This is a genomic window from Sandaracinus amylolyticus, from assembly GCF_000737325.1.
In the GTDB taxonomy this organism is placed as follows: domain Bacteria; phylum Myxococcota_A; class Polyangia; order Polyangiales; family Sandaracinaceae; genus Sandaracinus; species Sandaracinus amylolyticus.
Map to the genome: position 1 here is coordinate 8,449,702 of NZ_CP011125.1, position 16,660 is coordinate 8,466,361.

Annotated in this window: 13 protein-coding genes; 7 read left to right on the plus strand and 6 right to left on the minus strand. The window is 72.5% G+C overall.

The genetic code is table 11. The features are described from left to right. The first annotated feature begins 23 nt into the window (after window positions 1-23). Window positions 24-1,412, plus strand: a complete 1,389-nt coding sequence (locus DB32_RS35665) for a hypothetical protein (RefSeq protein ID WP_053237124.1) — start codon at window positions 24-26, stop codon at window positions 1,410-1,412. Here the strand turns inward: DB32_RS35665 and DB32_RS35670 are convergent. Both DB32_RS35670 and DB32_RS35675 read right to left on the minus strand, forming a co-directional pair. Continuing rightward, window positions 1,358-1,624: a hypothetical protein gene (locus DB32_RS35670; RefSeq protein ID WP_053237125.1), complete on the minus strand. Its 267-nt coding sequence runs from the start codon at window positions 1,622-1,624 to the stop codon at window positions 1,358-1,360. The genes DB32_RS35665 and DB32_RS35670 overlap by 55 nt on opposite strands. Continuing rightward, window positions 1,621-2,721 carry a hypothetical protein gene (locus tag DB32_RS35675; protein WP_053237126.1) on the minus strand — a complete coding sequence of 367 codons (1,101 nt, stop codon included), beginning with the start codon at window positions 2,719-2,721 and terminating at the stop codon, window positions 1,621-1,623. The genes DB32_RS35670 and DB32_RS35675 overlap by 4 nt, the downstream gene beginning before the upstream one ends. Window positions 2,722-2,841: 120 nt before the next feature. Here DB32_RS35675 and DB32_RS35680 point away from each other — a divergent pair, with 120 nt between their 5' ends. Next, the gene (locus DB32_RS35680) at window positions 2,842-3,450 is read left to right on the plus strand and encodes a hypothetical protein (protein ID WP_053237127.1); all 609 of its coding nucleotides are present in this window, start codon (window positions 2,842-2,844) and stop codon (window positions 3,448-3,450) included. Window positions 3,451-3,868: 418 nt separating this feature from the next. Here the strand turns inward: DB32_RS35680 and DB32_RS35685 are convergent, their stop codons facing one another. Next, the gene (locus tag DB32_RS35685; RefSeq protein ID WP_157068918.1) at window positions 3,869-5,188 is read right to left on the minus strand and encodes a transposase; all 1,320 of its coding nucleotides are present in this window, start codon (window positions 5,186-5,188) and stop codon (window positions 3,869-3,871) included. Between the two features lie 650 nt (window positions 5,189-5,838). Here DB32_RS35685 and DB32_RS35690 point away from each other — a divergent pair. From DB32_RS35690 to DB32_RS35710, 5 genes are all read left to right on the plus strand, one after another. After that, a complete protein-coding gene (locus DB32_RS35690; RefSeq protein ID WP_053237128.1) occupies window positions 5,839-6,738 on the plus strand; it encodes a pirin family protein in 900 nt (299 codons plus the stop codon). 504 nt (window positions 6,739-7,242) lie between these two features. Beyond that, window positions 7,243-8,658 (plus strand): fibronectin type III domain-containing protein, encoded by a 1,416-nt coding sequence (locus DB32_RS35695; RefSeq protein ID WP_240481292.1) that lies wholly within the window; start codon window positions 7,243-7,245, stop codon window positions 8,656-8,658. Between the two features lie 28 nt (window positions 8,659-8,686). Then, complete coding sequence (locus DB32_RS35700) at window positions 8,687-9,316, plus strand: hypothetical protein (RefSeq protein ID WP_053237129.1); 630 nt, start codon at window positions 8,687-8,689, stop codon at window positions 9,314-9,316. Window positions 9,317-9,485: 169 nt separating this feature from the next. Next, complete coding sequence (locus DB32_RS35705) at window positions 9,486-10,040, plus strand: zf-TFIIB domain-containing protein (RefSeq protein WP_075097707.1); 555 nt, start codon at window positions 9,486-9,488, stop codon at window positions 10,038-10,040. 14 nt (window positions 10,041-10,054) lie between these two features. Next, window positions 10,055-10,726: a hypothetical protein gene (locus tag DB32_RS35710; RefSeq protein WP_053237131.1), complete on the plus strand. Its 672-nt coding sequence runs from the start codon at window positions 10,055-10,057 to the stop codon at window positions 10,724-10,726. Here DB32_RS35710 and DB32_RS35715 read toward each other — a convergent pair whose 3' ends face one another. Genes DB32_RS35715 through DB32_RS35725 form a run of 3 tightly spaced genes read right to left on the minus strand, consistent with a single transcriptional unit; the run spans window position 10,727 to window position 16,647 of the window. Further along, window positions 10,727-12,493, minus strand: coding sequence for a vWA domain-containing protein (locus tag DB32_RS35715; RefSeq protein WP_053237132.1), 1,767 nt, complete (start codon window positions 12,491-12,493; stop codon window positions 10,727-10,729). Continuing rightward, the gene (locus tag DB32_RS35720) at window positions 12,493-14,475 is read right to left on the minus strand and encodes a hypothetical protein (RefSeq protein WP_053237133.1); all 1,983 of its coding nucleotides are present in this window, start codon (window positions 14,473-14,475) and stop codon (window positions 12,493-12,495) included. The genes DB32_RS35715 and DB32_RS35720 overlap by 1 nt, the downstream gene beginning before the upstream one ends. Before the next feature lie 9 nt (window positions 14,476-14,484). Then, a complete protein-coding gene (locus DB32_RS35725; protein ID WP_053237134.1) occupies window positions 14,485-16,647 on the minus strand; it encodes a putative metal-binding motif-containing protein in 2,163 nt (720 codons plus the stop codon). Window positions 16,648-16,660: the final 13 nt, after the last annotated feature.

The window sequence follows — 16,660 nt, forward strand, 5'->3', positions numbered from 1 at the left end:
CGACGCGAGGTAGACTGCGGGTCATGTCCCGCGGTCGTCTCCCGCTGCTCTTCGTGCTCGGGCTCGCACTCTTCGCCGGCTGCCCGGCGAGCTCCGAGCGACCACCGCCACCCGAGCCCGCCGCCGTCTTGGACGTGGCGCGCGAGATCGGAGAGTGGCGCTGTCGCCGGCGCGAGGCGTGCGGCTGCGGTGTCCTCTCGAGCACCGGGACGATCGACGTCGCGCGCTGCACGCAGCGCTTCGTCGACGACGTGGCGCGGACCAGCCGTGCGTTCCTCGACGCCGGCGTGATCGCGGACCGACGCGCGGCACGCGACCTCCTCGCGGAGCTGGATCGCGCGCCGCGCTGCGATCGCGTCGACGTCCGACTCTCGCGCGTCGTGTATCTCCCCGTCGAGATCGGCGATCGCTGCGCGGCGGAGCTCGCGACGTGCGCCGCGGGATACGGCGTCTGCCTCGGTGGCCTGTGCGATGCGCTGCCGAGCGAGGGGCGCTCGTGTGCGGGCACCTGCGCGCCGGGGCTGGTCTGCGACGAGGAGACGTCGCGCTGCCAGACGCCGCGGCTCGAGGGCGAGCCCTGCGACGAGACGCCGTTCGACGACCGGAGCGATTGCGCTCCGGGTCTGCGCTGTGTCGGCGTGTGCGTCGCCCCGCGCGCCGAGGGCGCGAGCTGCGAGCGCACGAACGAGTGCGACGCGGACCTCGCGTGCGTCGACGGTCGATGCGCGCCGGCGCGGCACGAGGGCTGCGCGGAGTGCGCCTCCGGCGAGCAGTGTGGGCTCTCGATCGGCCGCTGCCGCCCGCGACTCGACGAGGGCGAGGCGTGCGCCGAGAACGATGAGTGCGCGCGCGAGCTGGCGTGCGTGCGAGGGCGCTGCGCGCCGCGCGGGCTCGTGGGCGAGCCCGGCACGTGCGAGTGGACGGAGACCACGTGCGCCGCAGGGCTGTGGTGCGAAGGCGGCACCTGCCAGCCGTTTCCCGGCGAAGGCGAAGCGTGCAGCGAGCTGCTGCGTCTCTGCGCGGAAGGGCTCGAGTGCGTGAGCTCGCGATGCACCGCGTTGCCCGGCGCCGGCGAGCCGTGTGTCGAGGGCGCGTGCACGTCGGGGCTGGTGTGCGGCGCGGACGGAACGTGCAGGGCCGCGCGGCTCGGCGAGGCGTGCGCCCTCGACGAGTGCGAGCCCGGCACGCACTGCGACCGCGACGTGTGCGTCGCCGATCTCGCGACCGGAGCCTCGTGCCGTGATGCGGACGAGTGTGGCGCGCCGTGCGTGCCCGACGACACCGGCGAAGAGAGCTGCGCGCCCGCGGCTCGCGCCGAAGGCGACGCGTGCGAGACCCACGACGAGTGCCCGAGCGATCAGCGCTGCGTGAACGAGCGCGCCTGCGTCGCCGACACCTGCCTCGGCTTCTGAGCCGACGCGGCGAGCGCGATCACCACGAGCCCCGGCGCGACGAAGAAGAGCACGAGGCGCATCGCGTAGAGCGCGAGCGCGAACGGGATCGCGATCAGCGCGTCGACGCTCGGCGAGAGCAAGCGCTCGATCAGGTCCGCGCGATCGAGCGCGATCGCCAGCACCTCGTGCGCGATCGCCAGCACCACGACCGCGACGAGCACGCGCTTCACGACGCCCTCGCGGTGAGCATCGCGAGCAGGAGCGCGTTGCCGAGCGGACCCCCCGCGACGAAGCGTCGTCCTCCTCCTTCGCGATCGACCGGCACGCCGAAGAGCCACGCGGTGCGCGCGAGCTCGACGTAGCGATCGCGATCGCCGTGGATGCGCGCCGAGGCGAGCGCGAAGCCCGTCGCCGACACGCCGACGCCGAGCAGCACCGGGCCCGAGTCGATGTCGCCCTCCGCGCCCTCGCGCACGCCGCCGAAGCCGAGGAACGTCGCGTGCCCGCGCCGAGCGAGCCCTTCGTCGAGCGTGCGCGCCATGTCGCGATCGACGAACGACGCGAAGTAGGCGCCGATCGCGGTGCCCGATCCGCGCGGCGCGTCGCGCGCCTCTCCGGTGCGCGCGTCGCCCGCTTGCACGAGGTAGCCCGACGCGTCGATCCATCGCGCACGGAAGGTGCGCGACCACGCGTCCAGCAGCGCGCGATGATCGGCGCCGGTCACGCGCTGGTGCAGACCGAGCGAGCCCGCGACCGCGAGCACGTCGGGCGGATAGCTCTCGCCCGGATAGGTCTCGATCAGCGCGTGCGGCGCGCGCGCGAGGCGACGCGCGAGCGCGGCCTCGATGCGATCGTGGAGCGCTGCGTGCGGCGTCTCGGGATCGACCGCGCGCAACATGCCGAGCGCGAGCGCGGCGTAGCCGAGGTACGCGTGGCCGTGATCTCCGTCGAGCGCGGCGATCGGATCTTCGCCCCAGCGCGACGCCGCGAAGCGCAGCGTGCCCGCGTCGACCAGACGATCCGCAGCGCGCCGCATCGCGGGCACGTATGCGTCGCGCAGCTCGGGGTGCTCGAGCACGATCTGCCCGAGCGCGAGCAGCGTCATCTGATGCGTGCCGAACGCCCACTCGCCGTCGAAGAGCGCGCTGCCGGTGTGGAACGCGCCCTCGTCCACGTCGCGCTCGGCGTACGCGATCACCTCGCGCGCGAGCGCGTCCTGGGTCGCGCGATCTCCGTCGAAGAGACGCGCCGGCTCGCGACCGAGCCACACGCGCGGGACGATCGCGGCGAGCACGACGATCACCAGAAGCAGGAAGGCGTTGCGCATCGACGTGCTCTACGGCGCGCCCCGTACCGCGATTCCGTCGCGCGCGTGATCTCCTCCGGCTCGCCACGAATCCGCCAAATCCGCTGGTCGCGTCGTCCACCTTCGGACAGGCTCGCGCCCATGATTGCCGGACGGATCGTCGTCCCAGCCCTCCTCTTCGCGGTGATCGCGTCGCGCCCCGCGCTCGTGCGCGCGCAGGACGACGACGCCGAGGTCTTGCCCTCGCCGACCGCCGGCGCGCCCGAGCCCGAGCCCTCGATCGAAGAGCTCGAAGAGCAGATGATCCCGACGCTCGTGCTCCCGGAGCTCCGCATCCGTGTGGGCGGCGGCGTGGGCCTGCAGACGTCGGGCCCGGTCGCGGGCGCAGAGCCGGTCTACGGGCGCGTGACCGAAGAGGTCGAGTGGATGCCGCCGGCGCTCGAGTTCGTGTCGTTCGGCATCGGCGGCGCGCAGATGTTCACGACGGGCGGGCAGATCTACCAGGTCGGCGCGCGCGTCGGCGGCCACGCGTGGTTCTGCGAGGACGTGGTGGTGCGCTGTCAGGGCGCGATCACGCTGCAGCTCGGCGCGGTGTTCGGCTCGCTCGGCGAGTGGTTCGACTTCTCGGCGGACGCGGACCTGCGGTTCTTGTTCGTCGAGCGCTTCGAGCTGTTCGTGCGCGGGAGCTTCCTGTCGTTCGGGAGCAACTCGTGGATCAACATCGTGGGGGGGGCCGCGATCGCGTTCTGATGTGGACGGCAGCGCTTCGGTGGGAGGCGCGGGGGTGTGGGTCTGGCGGCCGGGGTGCTGTCGTAGTCAAGTGCGGACGCGTGTGATCGCCGGATCGGGCGCGTCTCGCACCCGCTGATCCGCACACCGGGCCCTTCTTGCGCGAGGTGGCTCGCCGCGAACGAGGGTTGGTGTGCGGTGGCTTCAGGCGGTCGGATCGGAGAGCGACGGGACGGATAGGCCCGAACTGTCTTGTCGGACGTCCGCGTGAGCGGCGTCGGGTCGGCCTCGTTGGGCATTTCGCCCGCCGCGTCGATCTCGAGGGTGCGCTGGGACTCGCGGTGCAGCCTCGCGGGCTCGAGCACCCCAGGTGAGCGTCACCCGCTCGATCTTCGCGCCTTGGAGCGGAAGCGAAGAGAAGAGAGCGCGAAGCTCGCCGTCAGGAGCCGGCGAGCGAAGATTGTCCGGCGTCGCGCGAGGGCGACGCGGTCACAGCGGTCATCGAGCGCGTGTCGAAGAGCTTGGTCGCATCGAAGGGCGCTCCTCGCGCGACGTGCACCATCGCGCGCGCGAGCTTTCGCATCAGCGCGACGACGGCCTTGAGCTTGATGTCGGCGCGGTAGCCCTTTCGCGCTCGGTACCACTCACGCGCGACGGGGTCGCTCTGCACGAAGCGCAGCGCTGCGAGGAAGAGGTACCGACGCGCGCGTCCGGGACCTCGCTTCGTGATGTGGATCGTGTGCTGCCCGGCGTTGTTGCCGCTGCTCTGGACCCTGAGGTTGAGGCCCATCGCCTTCTCGAAGGACGCGGACGATTCGTAGTCGGCGGGATTGCCGAGGTCGGCGACGAGCGCAGCGGTCGTGACGGCGCCGAACGCGGCGCGGATCGAGTGGAGCTCGCGATGATTGGCGAGCTCGGCCTCGATGCGCTTGTCGACATCGCGGATGTGCTCGCGCAACGCGAGCATGTGACGCGCGAGCGAGCGCAGGAACGAGCGCTCCTGATCGTGCATCGACTCGCCGAGCGAGCTGACGGCGCAGCCGACGATCTGCTCGATGCGCTCGAAGGAGAGCGCCGCGCGCGAGACGCGTCGGAGCAGCGCGACTGCATCGCCGCGTCTGGCGCGGACCTCGGCAGGGCCGGGCATCTCGCAGAGCAAGTGCAGGTGCCACGCGGCGTCCATGTCGAGGTGCTGGGAGAGCTCGGGCCAGTGACGCGCGACGAGCGCTTCGAGCCGTCCGTACGCGGTCTCGAAAGGTCGAGCGTAGAGGTCGCGCTCGTCGATCAGACTGCGCATCGCCCTCTGGACTGCGCTCCGCTCTTTCCAGCGCTTCGAGATGCCTTGCGCGTGAAGATGCGCGAGCAGCGTGCACGCCTTGGCGTCGTGCAGGCTCGGCACTCCGTCGAGCAGCGCGGCCGCATCGTGGACCTTCTTGGCGTCGACGCGGAACACGGGGATGTCGCGCAGAGTCAGCTGATAGCGGAGCGCGTCGCCGTAGACGCCCGTCGGCTCCATCGCGACCTCGAGCGCGACGCCGAGCTCACGAAGACGGCAGAGCAGCTCGAGGAACAGGCGCGTCTGCTTCGGGTGCTCGAAGCGGACGATCTCGATACAGCGACCCGCTGCGCTCGCGAAGCCGGCGAACATCTTCGTCTTCGCGAGGTCGATCGCGACGATGCAGCACGCTCCGAGCGCAGTGGCGAGCTTGCTCGCGTCGACGTGTTGGATCTCGACGGTCCGATAGGTACGCTTGGCCACGGGGACGACCTCCTGCACGGCAGTTTCGACTGTCTCTTCGAGGCGTCCCCAACTCTCCTACAGCCGACTCGCGGGCTGCTGGACGAGAGGGCGCGAGCGTCGGGACGCGGTGGGCGCATCGCGGCGCGCGCTTCGCGCTCTGCCGCGATGCTGTCGTCAGTCCGTGGTCGACGTCTGCGAGCCCCCGTCGCACGAGGCCGCCAGACCCACACCCCCACGCCCGGTACCGCGGTTCTGCCGCCTCGCTGGCTTTGGTGGTCGATGGCTCGCGACCGGTCCGCGCTCCGCCGCGGCCCGGACGCTCGCGTGTAGCACCGCGCTTCGCGCGTGTGCGCGCTTCGCGCGGTGATCACCGAGCGACGAGCACGCACGCGCGCACGGCGCGCGGGCGGGTGAGGAGCGGGCGCAGTGACGAGCGCGCGCGGGCGGGTGAGGAGCGGGCGCAGTGACGAGCGCGCGCGGGCGGGTGAGGAGCGGGCGCAGTGACGAGCGCGCGCGGGCGGGAGGGAGCGGCCCCTACTCGTTCTCGTGCGACGTGCACGTGCTCGGCGGTTCGTGCGGCGCCCGCCTGATCCATCGATCGCTTCGATGGTATCCATCGCGGATCCATCACTTCCATCGATGCGATCGCGTGGCTAGCGTGGCTCGTCATGACGACGCAGACGCTCCGCTCCGTAGCGAACATCGTGACCGCGCAACGCACCGTCGAGGGCGCCGGGTTCGTGGTGCATCGGCCCTTCCCCACCGAGGCGCTCGAGACGCTCGATCCGTTCCTCATGATCGACGAGATGGGCCCGGTCGACTACGCGCCCGGCGACGCCGTCGGCGCGCCCGATCATCCGCACCGCGGGTTCGAGACCATCTCGTACATCCTCGAGGGCGAGGTCGAGCACGAGGACTCGGCGGGCTTCTCCGGGACGCTCGGCGCGGGCTCGGTGCAGTGGATGACCGCGGGCTCCGGCGTGGTGCACTCCGAGATGCCGTCGCGCGCGATCCGCGAGCGAGGCGGGCGCGTCCACGCGTTCCAGATTTGGGTGAACCTGCCGCGTCGCTTGAAGATGACGACGCCGCGCTACCAGGACATCGCCGCGCATCGCATCCCCGAGGCGACGAGCGAGGACGGCAAGGTGAAGGTGCGCGTCGTCGCGGGCCGCGCGCTCGGCGCGAGCGCGGTGATCGAGACGCACGTCCCGATCACGTACCTGCACTTCACGATCGCGCCCGGTGGTCGCGTGGTGCAGCCGATCGACGCGACGCACGCGGCGGGCGCGTACGTGTTCCGCGGCGCGGGCACGATCGGCGGCACGTCGATCGAGGCGCGACGTCTCGCGGTGCTCGACGCCAGCGGTGACGCCGTGGAGCTCGCGGTGCCGAGCGATGCGAGCGAGCCGATGGAGCTGCTGCTGCTCAGCGGCGTTCCGATCCGCGAGCCGGTCGCGTGGTACGGGCCGTTCGTGATGAACGCGCCGGGCGAGATCAAGCAGGCGATCCTCGACTACCAGTCGGGCCGCATGGGCTCGATCAAGCCCGAGACCCGCATCGTCGAGTGACACGCGGAGCGCGTGGAGCGGAGCGAGTCGGTGGGCGCCGTCGGACGATCACGCTCGCTCCGACATCGCCGCGCGTCCGAGCGCGACGCGTGCGGCGTCGATTCGTCGAACGGCGGCCCCGCGAGCGATCGCGGGGCCGCCGTTTCGTTCGTGCAGTGGCCCGATCGCGCGCGCAGCGGCCCCGATTCCTCGAGCGCCGGCCCCGATTCTCCAGGACCATTCCCCGAATGCCCCGATCGGCGGCCTCGAGAACGTGATCGGGGGGCCCGAGAAAGTGATCGGCGGCCCCGAGAAAGTGATCGGCGGCCTCCAGACACCGCGCCGAGGGCACGAAATCGGCCGCGCCGGGCACGATCTCGAGCTTCGACTCTCTCCTGATACATCGCGGACGATCCGACCCTCGGTCGAGGAGCGTGATGAGGCACGGACGGCCGCTCGTGAAGCGATCGGCGACGCCGGTCATCCACCCCCCGACCGGCTGCAAGACCGGCCGGTGGAGGTGGCATGTCCGATCGCTGCTCGTCCCTTCTCTCCATCCTCACGATCGCGCTCGCGCTGACGACGGTCGCGGGCTGCGGCGACGACGAGCCCGAGGCGTGCACGCCCGGGAGCTCCGAGGGCTGCGACGAAGGCTTCGTGTGCGAAGAGGTGCTGGACGGTGAGCCCGCGTGCTTCGCGCCGGTGATCGTGCGCGGCCGCGTGCTCGACATGAGCACCGAAGAGGGCATCGCGGGCGCGCGCGTCGTCGCGTTCGACGCGAACGGCGCCGCGCGCTCGACGGTCGTCGAGAGCGCGACCGACGGCATGTACTCGCTGCCCGTGCCCGCGCGGCGTGATGCGGACGGCGTGCCCGTCGCCGACGCGATCACGCTGCGCGCCGACGCGGCGGGCTATCAGTCGTACCCGACCGCGCCGCGCACCGCGATCCCGGTCGATCTCGGGACCGCGGCCCCGGCGGCGGACGACGACCTCGTCGTGATGAACGCCGCGACCGACATCGCGCTGATCGCGCGCGACGACGTCGGGTCGGGCGTCGCGGACGTGATCGGCACGATCGATCACGAGCTCTCGGCGGGCGTGCTCGTCGTGGCGGAGCAGAGCGGTCGCGCGGTCGCGAGCGCGATCACCGACGAAGAAGGCGACTTCGTGCTCTTCGACGTGCCCACGAGCACGACGACGATCGCGGGATATCGCCAGGGGCTCGCGGTCACGCCGGTCGAGATCTCGGTGGTCGGACCGGAGACGACCGACGTCGTGCTGAGCGCGTCGACCGAGGGTCTCTCGGAGGTCACGGGCTCGGTGCAGATCGTCAACGCGCCGGGCGGATCGCAGACGAGCGTCATCCTCGTCCCCGAGTCGACGTTCGTGGAGAACACCGCGCGCGGCGAGGCGCCTCCGGGCCTGCGCGTCGCGCCGGTGAGCGGCACGTTCCGCATCGAGGGTGTCGCGCCCGGGCGCTACGTCGCGCTCGCGGCGTTCGAGAACGACGCGCTGGTGCGCGACCCCGACACCAGCATCGGCGGCACCGAGATCGTGCACTTCGAGGTGCCGGCGACCGCGGGCACCGTCGATCTCGGCGAGGGCTTCAAGGTGACCGAGGCGCTTGCGGTGGTGTCGCCGGGCGCCGAGACGATCGACGTCGTGACGAGCGCGCAGCCGACGTTCACGTGGGCCGACGACTCGTCGGAGGCGGGCTACGAGGTGCGCGTGTACGACGCGTTCGGCAACCTCGTGCACGAGAACGTCGACGTGCCGCGCGTCACCGGCAGCGCGACCGTGAGCTACACGTGGAGCGGCGCGGAGCTCGAGCCCGGGACGATCTATCAGTTCCGCGCGTGGAGCTGGGCGGACGATCGCGGCGAGCGCGTGCTGATCAGCGCGACCGAGGACCTGCGCGGCGTGTTCCTCTACCAGCCTTGAGAGCGGGACGCGCGGTATCCTCCGCGCGATGCGTGCGTCGGTCCTGATCGCGATCCTCGTCTTCGTCCCGGGCTGCGAGTGCGGCCACGACGAAGAGGAGGATCGCGATCGCGCTTCGAGGGCCGAGAGCGCGGGCGGCGACGTGATGGAAGATCCTGCGCGCGGGGTCGCCGAGCGCATGGGCGAAGGCGGAGGCGACGTGCCCGCGCCGTCGCGCTTCGAGCTCGTCGACGCGGAGCTCGGACGAGGCACGACGCGCGCGCGCGGATGGGCGAGCCTCGAGGATCTGCGCGCGGGGCGCGGCGCGGCGCGCATGTCGCTCGGCAATTGGCTGTGCCGGCTGTGGACCCACTACGGGCCGCCGCCCGAGGTGCAGCGCGACGGGTTCGTGTACGTGCTGCGCGATCGCGAGACCGGCGACGTGCTGAGCGCGTACAGCGCGGGCAGCGGACCGGCGATGGGCGCGCGACTGACGGACGAGCAGGGCGCGCCGCTCGCGAGCGAGCAGCAGGCGCGCGTGGCGGCGAGCGTCAACGCGTTCGTCGCGATGATCGACGCGACCGAGCCGCAGCCGTGCGAGCTCGAGCTGGAGACGGACCTCGGGCGCATCCGCGTCGGGGTGCGAGACGGAGAGTGGTTCGAGGACGAGCTCGAGTGACGAGCGCAGTCGCGGGAGAGAGAAGACGAATCGAACCGCAGAGAACGCAGAGCGCCGCAGAGATTTCGAGCGACTCTTGTCTGTGGTTCTCTGCGGCCCTCCGTGGTGAATCCTCTCTCCTCCGCGCAGTGCTCGCGGGCCGTGGCCGGAGCGATCTACGCTGTTCGTCATGCGTGCTTGTCCGAAGTGTCAGGTGCCGTTCCAGGCGATGCGGCGCACGTTCGCGGAGATCGACGTGTGCCCGCAGTGCGCGGGCGTGTTCTTCGATCCAGGCGAGGGCGTCTCGACGCACGGCGCGGATGGCGAGGCCGCGTTCCTCGTGCGCGACGGACGCGCGCGCATCGTGCGGAACTCTCCGTACACGTGCCCCGCGGGGACGCACGAGCCGATCGGCATGCAGGTCTACGCCGTCGGGTTCGGCGAGAGCGCGATCGAGATCGACTACTGCCCGCGCTGCACCGGGTTCTTCCTCGATTGCGGCGAAGGCGCGGCGCTCGCCGCGCTCGAGCGCGGCGACGACACGGTCGAGACCTCGTCGGGCGCGCGCTTCTCCGCGCCGCCGAAGGTCGATCGACAGGCGGAGGCGATCGCGCAGGCGCAGCGCGAGAGCTCGCGCGGGCTCTTCGACGTGTTCGTCGTCGACGTGCTCGAGGCCGCGCAGCAAGGCGCGCGCGCGATGGAAGAAGCGGAGCGACGTCGGCGCTGGCGACGCTGGGGCCTCTGACTCCGCACGCCCCCATGCGGGCCCTCCGGCTGGACCGGGCGCGGCGCGCGGCGCTGCTCGTCGCGCTCTTCGCGGTGGCGTCGACGACCGAGGCGCAGCGTGGCGCGCGGCTCTTCCCGGTGCGCGCGGACGTCGCGGGGCTCGGCGCGGGCACCATCGCGATCGACGTCGGGGGGTTCCGCGCCCCGCGCCTCGGAGAGCGCTGTGCGGTGATCGACGTCGACGGGCTCGTCGGCACCGGGCGCGTCGATCGGGTCCAGCGGGTCGCGGACGACTGCGACTGGTGCGGCGCGCCGACCGCGTACGCGCTCGTGCGCTTCGATGCGCCGCCCTCGCGCGAGCCGCGCCACGACTTCGAGCGCCACGTCGCGCCGGTCGCGGTGTGCGGGCTCGGCGACGGCGCGCCGGCGCCGGGGATCGTCACGAGCGAGATCGATCACGCCTCGGGGCGGCGCACGTCGGTCGATCTCGATGCGGACGGCCGCGGTGACCTCGCGCTGCTCTCGAGCACCGGCGCGTGCGCGCGGCCCGTGCGAGTGATGCCGCATGGCGCGAGCCCGTGCGACCTCGTGCAGCGCGCGGTGTGCGAGTCGCAGGCGCGACGGAGCGGCGACGGCTGGCGCGCGACGGAGCGCGTCGAGCACGCGTCGTGTCGGATGGACGGACGACGCGAGCACGAGCTCTGATCACTCGAGCCCGGGGTCGGGGATCTCCGGCGGCACGAGGAAGAACACGCGGCGCGTGTCGAGCTCGGCGTACGCGTCGCCGAGCACCCGCACCGTCGCGCCGTAGAGCTGCGGCTCGCGCGTGGCGCGCACCGTCGTGTTCGCGCGCGCGACCAGATCGAAGCACACGCGGCGGCGGCTGCCGACGCGCGGGAACATGTCGGCGAAGCCGTCCGCGTCGGTGTCGACCGCCGCGAGCGCCACGCAGCCGCGCGCCTCGTCGCCCGCGGTGCGCGCCTCGAGGCGATCCACGAAGATGCGCGCGTCGACCGCATCGGCGGGGTCGTCGCGGAGCTCGGCGGAGATGTCGAAGCGCGACGCCTCGGCGAGCGTGTCGACCTGCTCCACCACGACGCCGTCGACGTTGCCGTCGAACGCGCGGCTCACGAGCGGCACGCTCGCCGCGTCGACCGCGCCCGAGTCCAGCGCGATCGCCTCGAGGTGATCGATCGCGTCGTCCGCGATCGCGACGCCGATCACGCGGATGCGGCGGCGGACGATCGCGTCGCGCATCTGCGGGTAGCGCGTGTAGCTGGGATATCCGAACGAGCCGTCGGGGCCGTTGTGGAACGGTGCGTCGGTCACGAGCACGACGATCGGCACCGCGTCCTCGCGGAAGCACGGCCAGCCGTACGTGCGCGCCGGGCAGTCGGTGCGCGCCGGCGTCAGCAGGATCTCGCTGCCGCTCGCGACCGCGTAGAGCGACGGGACCTGCCCCTCGGGGCCGTCGCCGCCGCCGCTCGGAGACAGCGCGTTGACGCCGAGCTGCGCGCGCGCCGCGTCCGACGTGATGTCGGTCTCGTTCCGGAACACGAACGGGTCGTCGAAGTCCTTCACCTGACCGACGCCGAACCACGCCTCGGGGATCGTCGCGCGCACGCGATCGATGATGCCGACCACCGGCGTCGAGAGGCTGGTGCGCACGTTGTCGATCGGCACGCCCATCGAGCCGGTCGTGTCGATCAGGAAGTACACGTCCGCCTTGCGGATGTCCGTCGCGAAGTCGAGCGTGCGCTGCGCGGGCACGGGATCGTCGACGAAGGGGACGACGAACACGAAGTCGCCGCGCGCCTCGGGGTTGTCGGTGTCGTCGCGCGGATCGGTGCCGGCCGCGTGCTCGACGAGGTCGCTCGCTCCGTCGTCGTCGCTGTCGGCGTCGACGGGATCCGAGCCCGCGTCGGGCTCGGCGGCGTCGGCGAGGCCGTCGCCGTCGCTGTCGGCGTCGCGCACGTCGGGCGGGCCGTCGCGATCCGTGTCGATCGGAGGGGTCGCGAGATCGGCGTCGCCGGCCTCGTCGCGATCGCTGCGGCCGTCGCCGTCGGAGTCGAGGTCGTGGCGATCGAGCTCGTCGTCTCCGTCGGTGTCGACCGAGCCCTCGTGGCGATCGGCGATCGTGTCGTCGTCGGAGTCCACGTCGAGGAAGTCGGGGACGCCGTCGTCGTCGTGATCGACGGGCCACATCGGCGAAGGACCGGCCTCGTCGGCGTCGGAGACACCGTCGTCGTCGCTGTCGTCGTCGCGTGCGTTGGGCGACCCGTCGCCGTCGAGATCGTCCTCGCCCTCGACGATGTCGGGGATGCCGTCGCCGTCGGCGTCACCCGGCGCGGCGGGGCGCGCGTCGACGGGCACCATCGGGCCGGCGTCGCCGTCGTCGGTCTGGCGCGTGGTGCACGCGCTCGCGCCGAGCAGCGCGAGCGCGACGAGCAGAGTGCGGCAGAGGGTGCGCATCAGATGGGCCGATCCACGACGGGGGGAACGATGAAGTAGATGTTGCGCGCGTCGAGCACCGCGTCGTCGCCGCGCACCACGGCGCGCGCGCGGAACACCTGCGGGCGCTCGGTCGGGCGCTGCGTGACGTTGTCGCGCACGACGACGTCCCAGCACAGCTCGCGGCCGGGGATCACGGTCGGGTACGAGTCGTGGAACCCGTCGCCGTTGCTGTCGGCCGTCGAGAGCGTGTTCGCGCAGGTGCCGGTGCCCGCGTTGTTCACCTCGAGGCGGTCGATGAACTGGTGCGCGTCGCCGTCGTCGTCGGGCTGATCCTCGGCGTCGATCGTGACGAAGATCGGGCGCGCGAACGCGATGTCCCGGATCGTCCCGGTGACCGCGCTCGCGACCGCGGCCGCGGTGCCGCGCGCGTAGTAGGGCCGACCGGCGGAGTCGAGCGAGTTCGCGGCGCGGCCGATCGCCTTGAGGTCGAGCTCGGGCGACGCGACCGCGTCGGCGTCGATCGCGACGAAGAGGATCCCGTTGTCGCGCAGGAGCTGCCCCGCGCCCATCGCGGTGTTCACCGTGCACCCGGTGGTGCACTGGTTCGTCTCGTCGGTGATCGTGACGAGCACGCGGATCGCGTCGCCGCGGAAGCCCGGGCAACCGATGCCGCTCGCCGCGCACATCGCGTTGAGGCACACGCTCGGGTCGGCGACGCACGCGACGCTCTCGAAGAGCGACTCCGCGCCGCCGTTGCCGCCCGCCTCGGGCGGGATGCCGCGCTCGGTCGTCGCCGAATTCCCCTGGAGAGACACGATGTTGCGATAGCTGCTCGCGGTGCCGGCGTAGACGCCGACGCCGCTGTACAGGCTCGCGATGCACCCGCTGACGCGCGGGTCGCTCACGCACGTGCCGTCGACGCTGCACACCTGGCCCTCGCCGCACTCGGGATCGCCGGAGCACGGCGTGCCGCTGTCGATGCACGTGAGCGCGTCGAGCACGTCGACCGTCGCCGCGTTCATCGCCTCGAGCTCTTCGACCATCGAGCCCGTCGTGTCGAAGAGGAAGTAGACGTCGGCGTACTGGAAGCTCGTGCGCAGCTCGAGCGTGTCGCGGCGCGGCTCGGCCGCTTCGCGATAGGGCACGACGAACACGAAGTCGCCGCGCGTGAGCGGGCTGACGCCGGCGTCGTTGGGATCGGTGCCCGCGGCGGACTCGACGAGATCGCCGACGCCATCGTCGTCGCTGTCGGCGTCGAGCGGGTCGCTGCCTTCGGAGACCTCGTGCCCGTCGGGCAGGCCGTCGCCGTCGGCGTCGCGATCGCGGACGTCGGGGACGCCGTCCTCGTCGGTGTCGATCGGGCGCGTCGCGAGATCGGCGTCGCCGGCCTCGAGCGTGTCGGGCCGTCCGTCGGCGTCGGAGTCGTCGTCGAAGCGATCGAGCGTGCCGTCGGCGTCGGTGTCGCCGGTGCCCTCGTCGCCGTCGCGGATCGTGTCGTCGTCGCTGTCGGGATCGCGGAAGTCGGGCGCGCCGTCACCGTCGGTGTCGCTCGGGAACGCGGCGCTCGAGCCGAGCTCGACGCCGTCGGCGAGGCCGTCGTCGTCGTCGTCGGGATCGGCGAAGTCGGCGCGCCCGTCGCCGTCGGTGTCCTCGGTTCCGTCGGCGCCGTCGGAGCGACCGTTCCCGTCGGAGTCGGTGTCGCGCACGTCGGCGAGACCGTCGCTGTCGGAGTCGACCGGGGCCGACGCGAGCTCGTCGTCGCCGGCCTCGTCGCGATCGAGCACTCCGTCGCCGTCGGAGTCGGGATCGCGCGCGTCGAGGACGCCGTCGTGATCGGTGTCGACGCGCTCCGCCGCGAGCTCGTCCGCGTCGGAGATCGTGTCGCCGTCGGAGTCGATCTCGCCGAGCGGACCGGACGGGCCGGGATCGCCGGTGCACCCGGCGAGCGCGAGCAGCAGCGCGAGCAGCGTGGCGCGGAAGGGCTTGTTGCGCGTGTTCATGTCGGCTCTTCAGGGCTCGGCGAGGTAGGCCACGAGCGAGTACGGCCCGGGCGCGGTCGGCGCCTCGACGACGACGAAGTACGTGCCGGCGCGCAGCGTCGTGCTGATCACCGCGGGCATTCCGAAGCCGCACGACGCGTCCGAGGAGCGCACGGTGCACGTGCCCGCCTCGCGCACGCCGATCGCGAGCGGCTCGGTGCTCCCGCCGGTGCGGCGCGCGACGAACGTCACGGCGCGCTCCTGCGTGAGCACGAGGCGGTGCACGGTGTCGACCGCGCCGTTGCCGCCGCACGAGAGCACGTCGTCCGACGCGGCGGTGAGGTCGGCGCGCGAGAGCACGGAGTCGGTGAGATCGATCGCGCCGCCGCACTCGTCGTTCGCGGGCGGGAACGTCGCGGGCGCGAGCATCGCCGAGACGGTCACGTCGCCGGTGAGCTGCGTCGTCGCGACGGTGACGTAGTGCGTGCCCGCGGGGACGCGCAGCAGGCGCTGGGTGACGCGCGGCGAGCCGCTCGAGCAGAAGGTCTCGGCCGCGCGATCGCCGCAGAGCGGCGAGACCGACGCGTAGTGCGGGCCACCGGTGTCCGTGGTGAGGATGACGTCCTGCACCTCGCTCGTGGTGAACGCGAACGTCGCGTCGCGGAACGCCGCGGTGTCACCGCCGCAGCCGGTGCCGGTGTCGAGCGAGAGCTCCGAGATCGGCACGGTCGCGCTGCGGTTCGTCACGTCGAGCGGCGCGACGCACGCGTCGCCGGGCTCGCGCACCGCGGCGGGCGTGATCGTCGCTTCGAGGCGCCAGGTGAGCGCGGTCGCGCTCGCCGACTCGATCAGCACGTAGTACGTGCCGGCCGCGAGCGACTGGCGGAAGAGCTGCGGCGAGCCGCTGGTCGCGCAGCCGATCGCGCCGAGCTCGTTGTCGCAGTCGCGCGTCAGCGCGAGGTACGTCGTCACGGGCGCGCCGGTGCTGGTCTCGGCGCTCAGCCGCACGTCGGACGTCTCGGTGAGCACGAGCCGGTACGCGACGTCGCGCGTCGGCGCGCCGCCGTTGCACGCGATCTCGTAGTCGTCCTCGACGTCGGCGAAGAGCCCGGTGAACACGCCGCCGCCCGAGATGTCGGTGGTGCCGGGGCCGCACACGTCGGTGTTCTCCTCGGCGCTCGGCGCGTCGAACGAGAGCGAGAGCGTGAAGGTCACCGCCGCGCTCGTGCGCACGACGAGCACGTGATCGCCGGCGGGGAGCGCGCGCGTCGCGACCGCGTTGCCGCACGCGACGTCGGGGCCGTCGGCGCAACGATCGGCGGCGCGGATCGCGAGCGCGCCGGTGCCGGTCGACTCGAGGCGCAGCGACGCGGAGACGTCGCGCGGCTCGTCGAGGTGGAAGCGGAAGACGGTGTCGATGCCACCCGCGAAGCAGCTGAGCGGATAGTGGTTGGTCGCGCCGCGCGTGGTGCGGACGTAGGTGCCCGGGCCCGGGAGCAGCTCGGCGCGCGCGCAGTCGTCGTTCGTCGCGCGGCACGCGAGCTCGTAGTAGTCGGTGACGCGGTTGCAGTCGTCGTCGAGGCCGTTGTCGCAGACCTCGGTCCCGCCGGGATGCACCGACGCGCCGACCGACGGATCGTCGTTGCAGTCGTCGCCGCCGCAGCGGTCGTCGCTGTGGCCGTCGCCGTCGAGATCGCGCGCGACGTACGCGCAGCCCGTGACCGGATCGCAGGTGCCGATGGTGCACGGGTCGTCGTCGTTGCAGACGAGGCGCGGGCCCGGGACGCAGCCCACGCCGGGCACGCAGACCTCCGCGCCGTTGCACATGTTCGTGTCGGCGCACGCGGCGTCGTCGGGCGCGGGGTCGCAGGTGTCGGTGGCCTCGTCGCAGAGGTCGCCGGTGCAGTCGAGCTCGTCGACGCACGGCGGATCGCGCCGCACGCACGCGCCGGAGACGCACTGCTCGACGCCGTTGCAGAAGCAGCCGTCGTCGCACTCGGTCGACGAGCCGCACGCCTCGCCGACGGTGTCGCCGCGCGAGCCGCACTCGATCGAGCCCGCGTCGGGCGCTCCGGAGTCGGCGCTCGTCGCGTCGGCCTGAGAGCCGGCGTCGGATTCGCTCGGCTCACCGACGGTGCAGCCGCCGATCAGCGCGAGCAGGAGAGTGAGGACTGCGGTGTGAGTGCTGCGCATGTGTAGCCGTCGG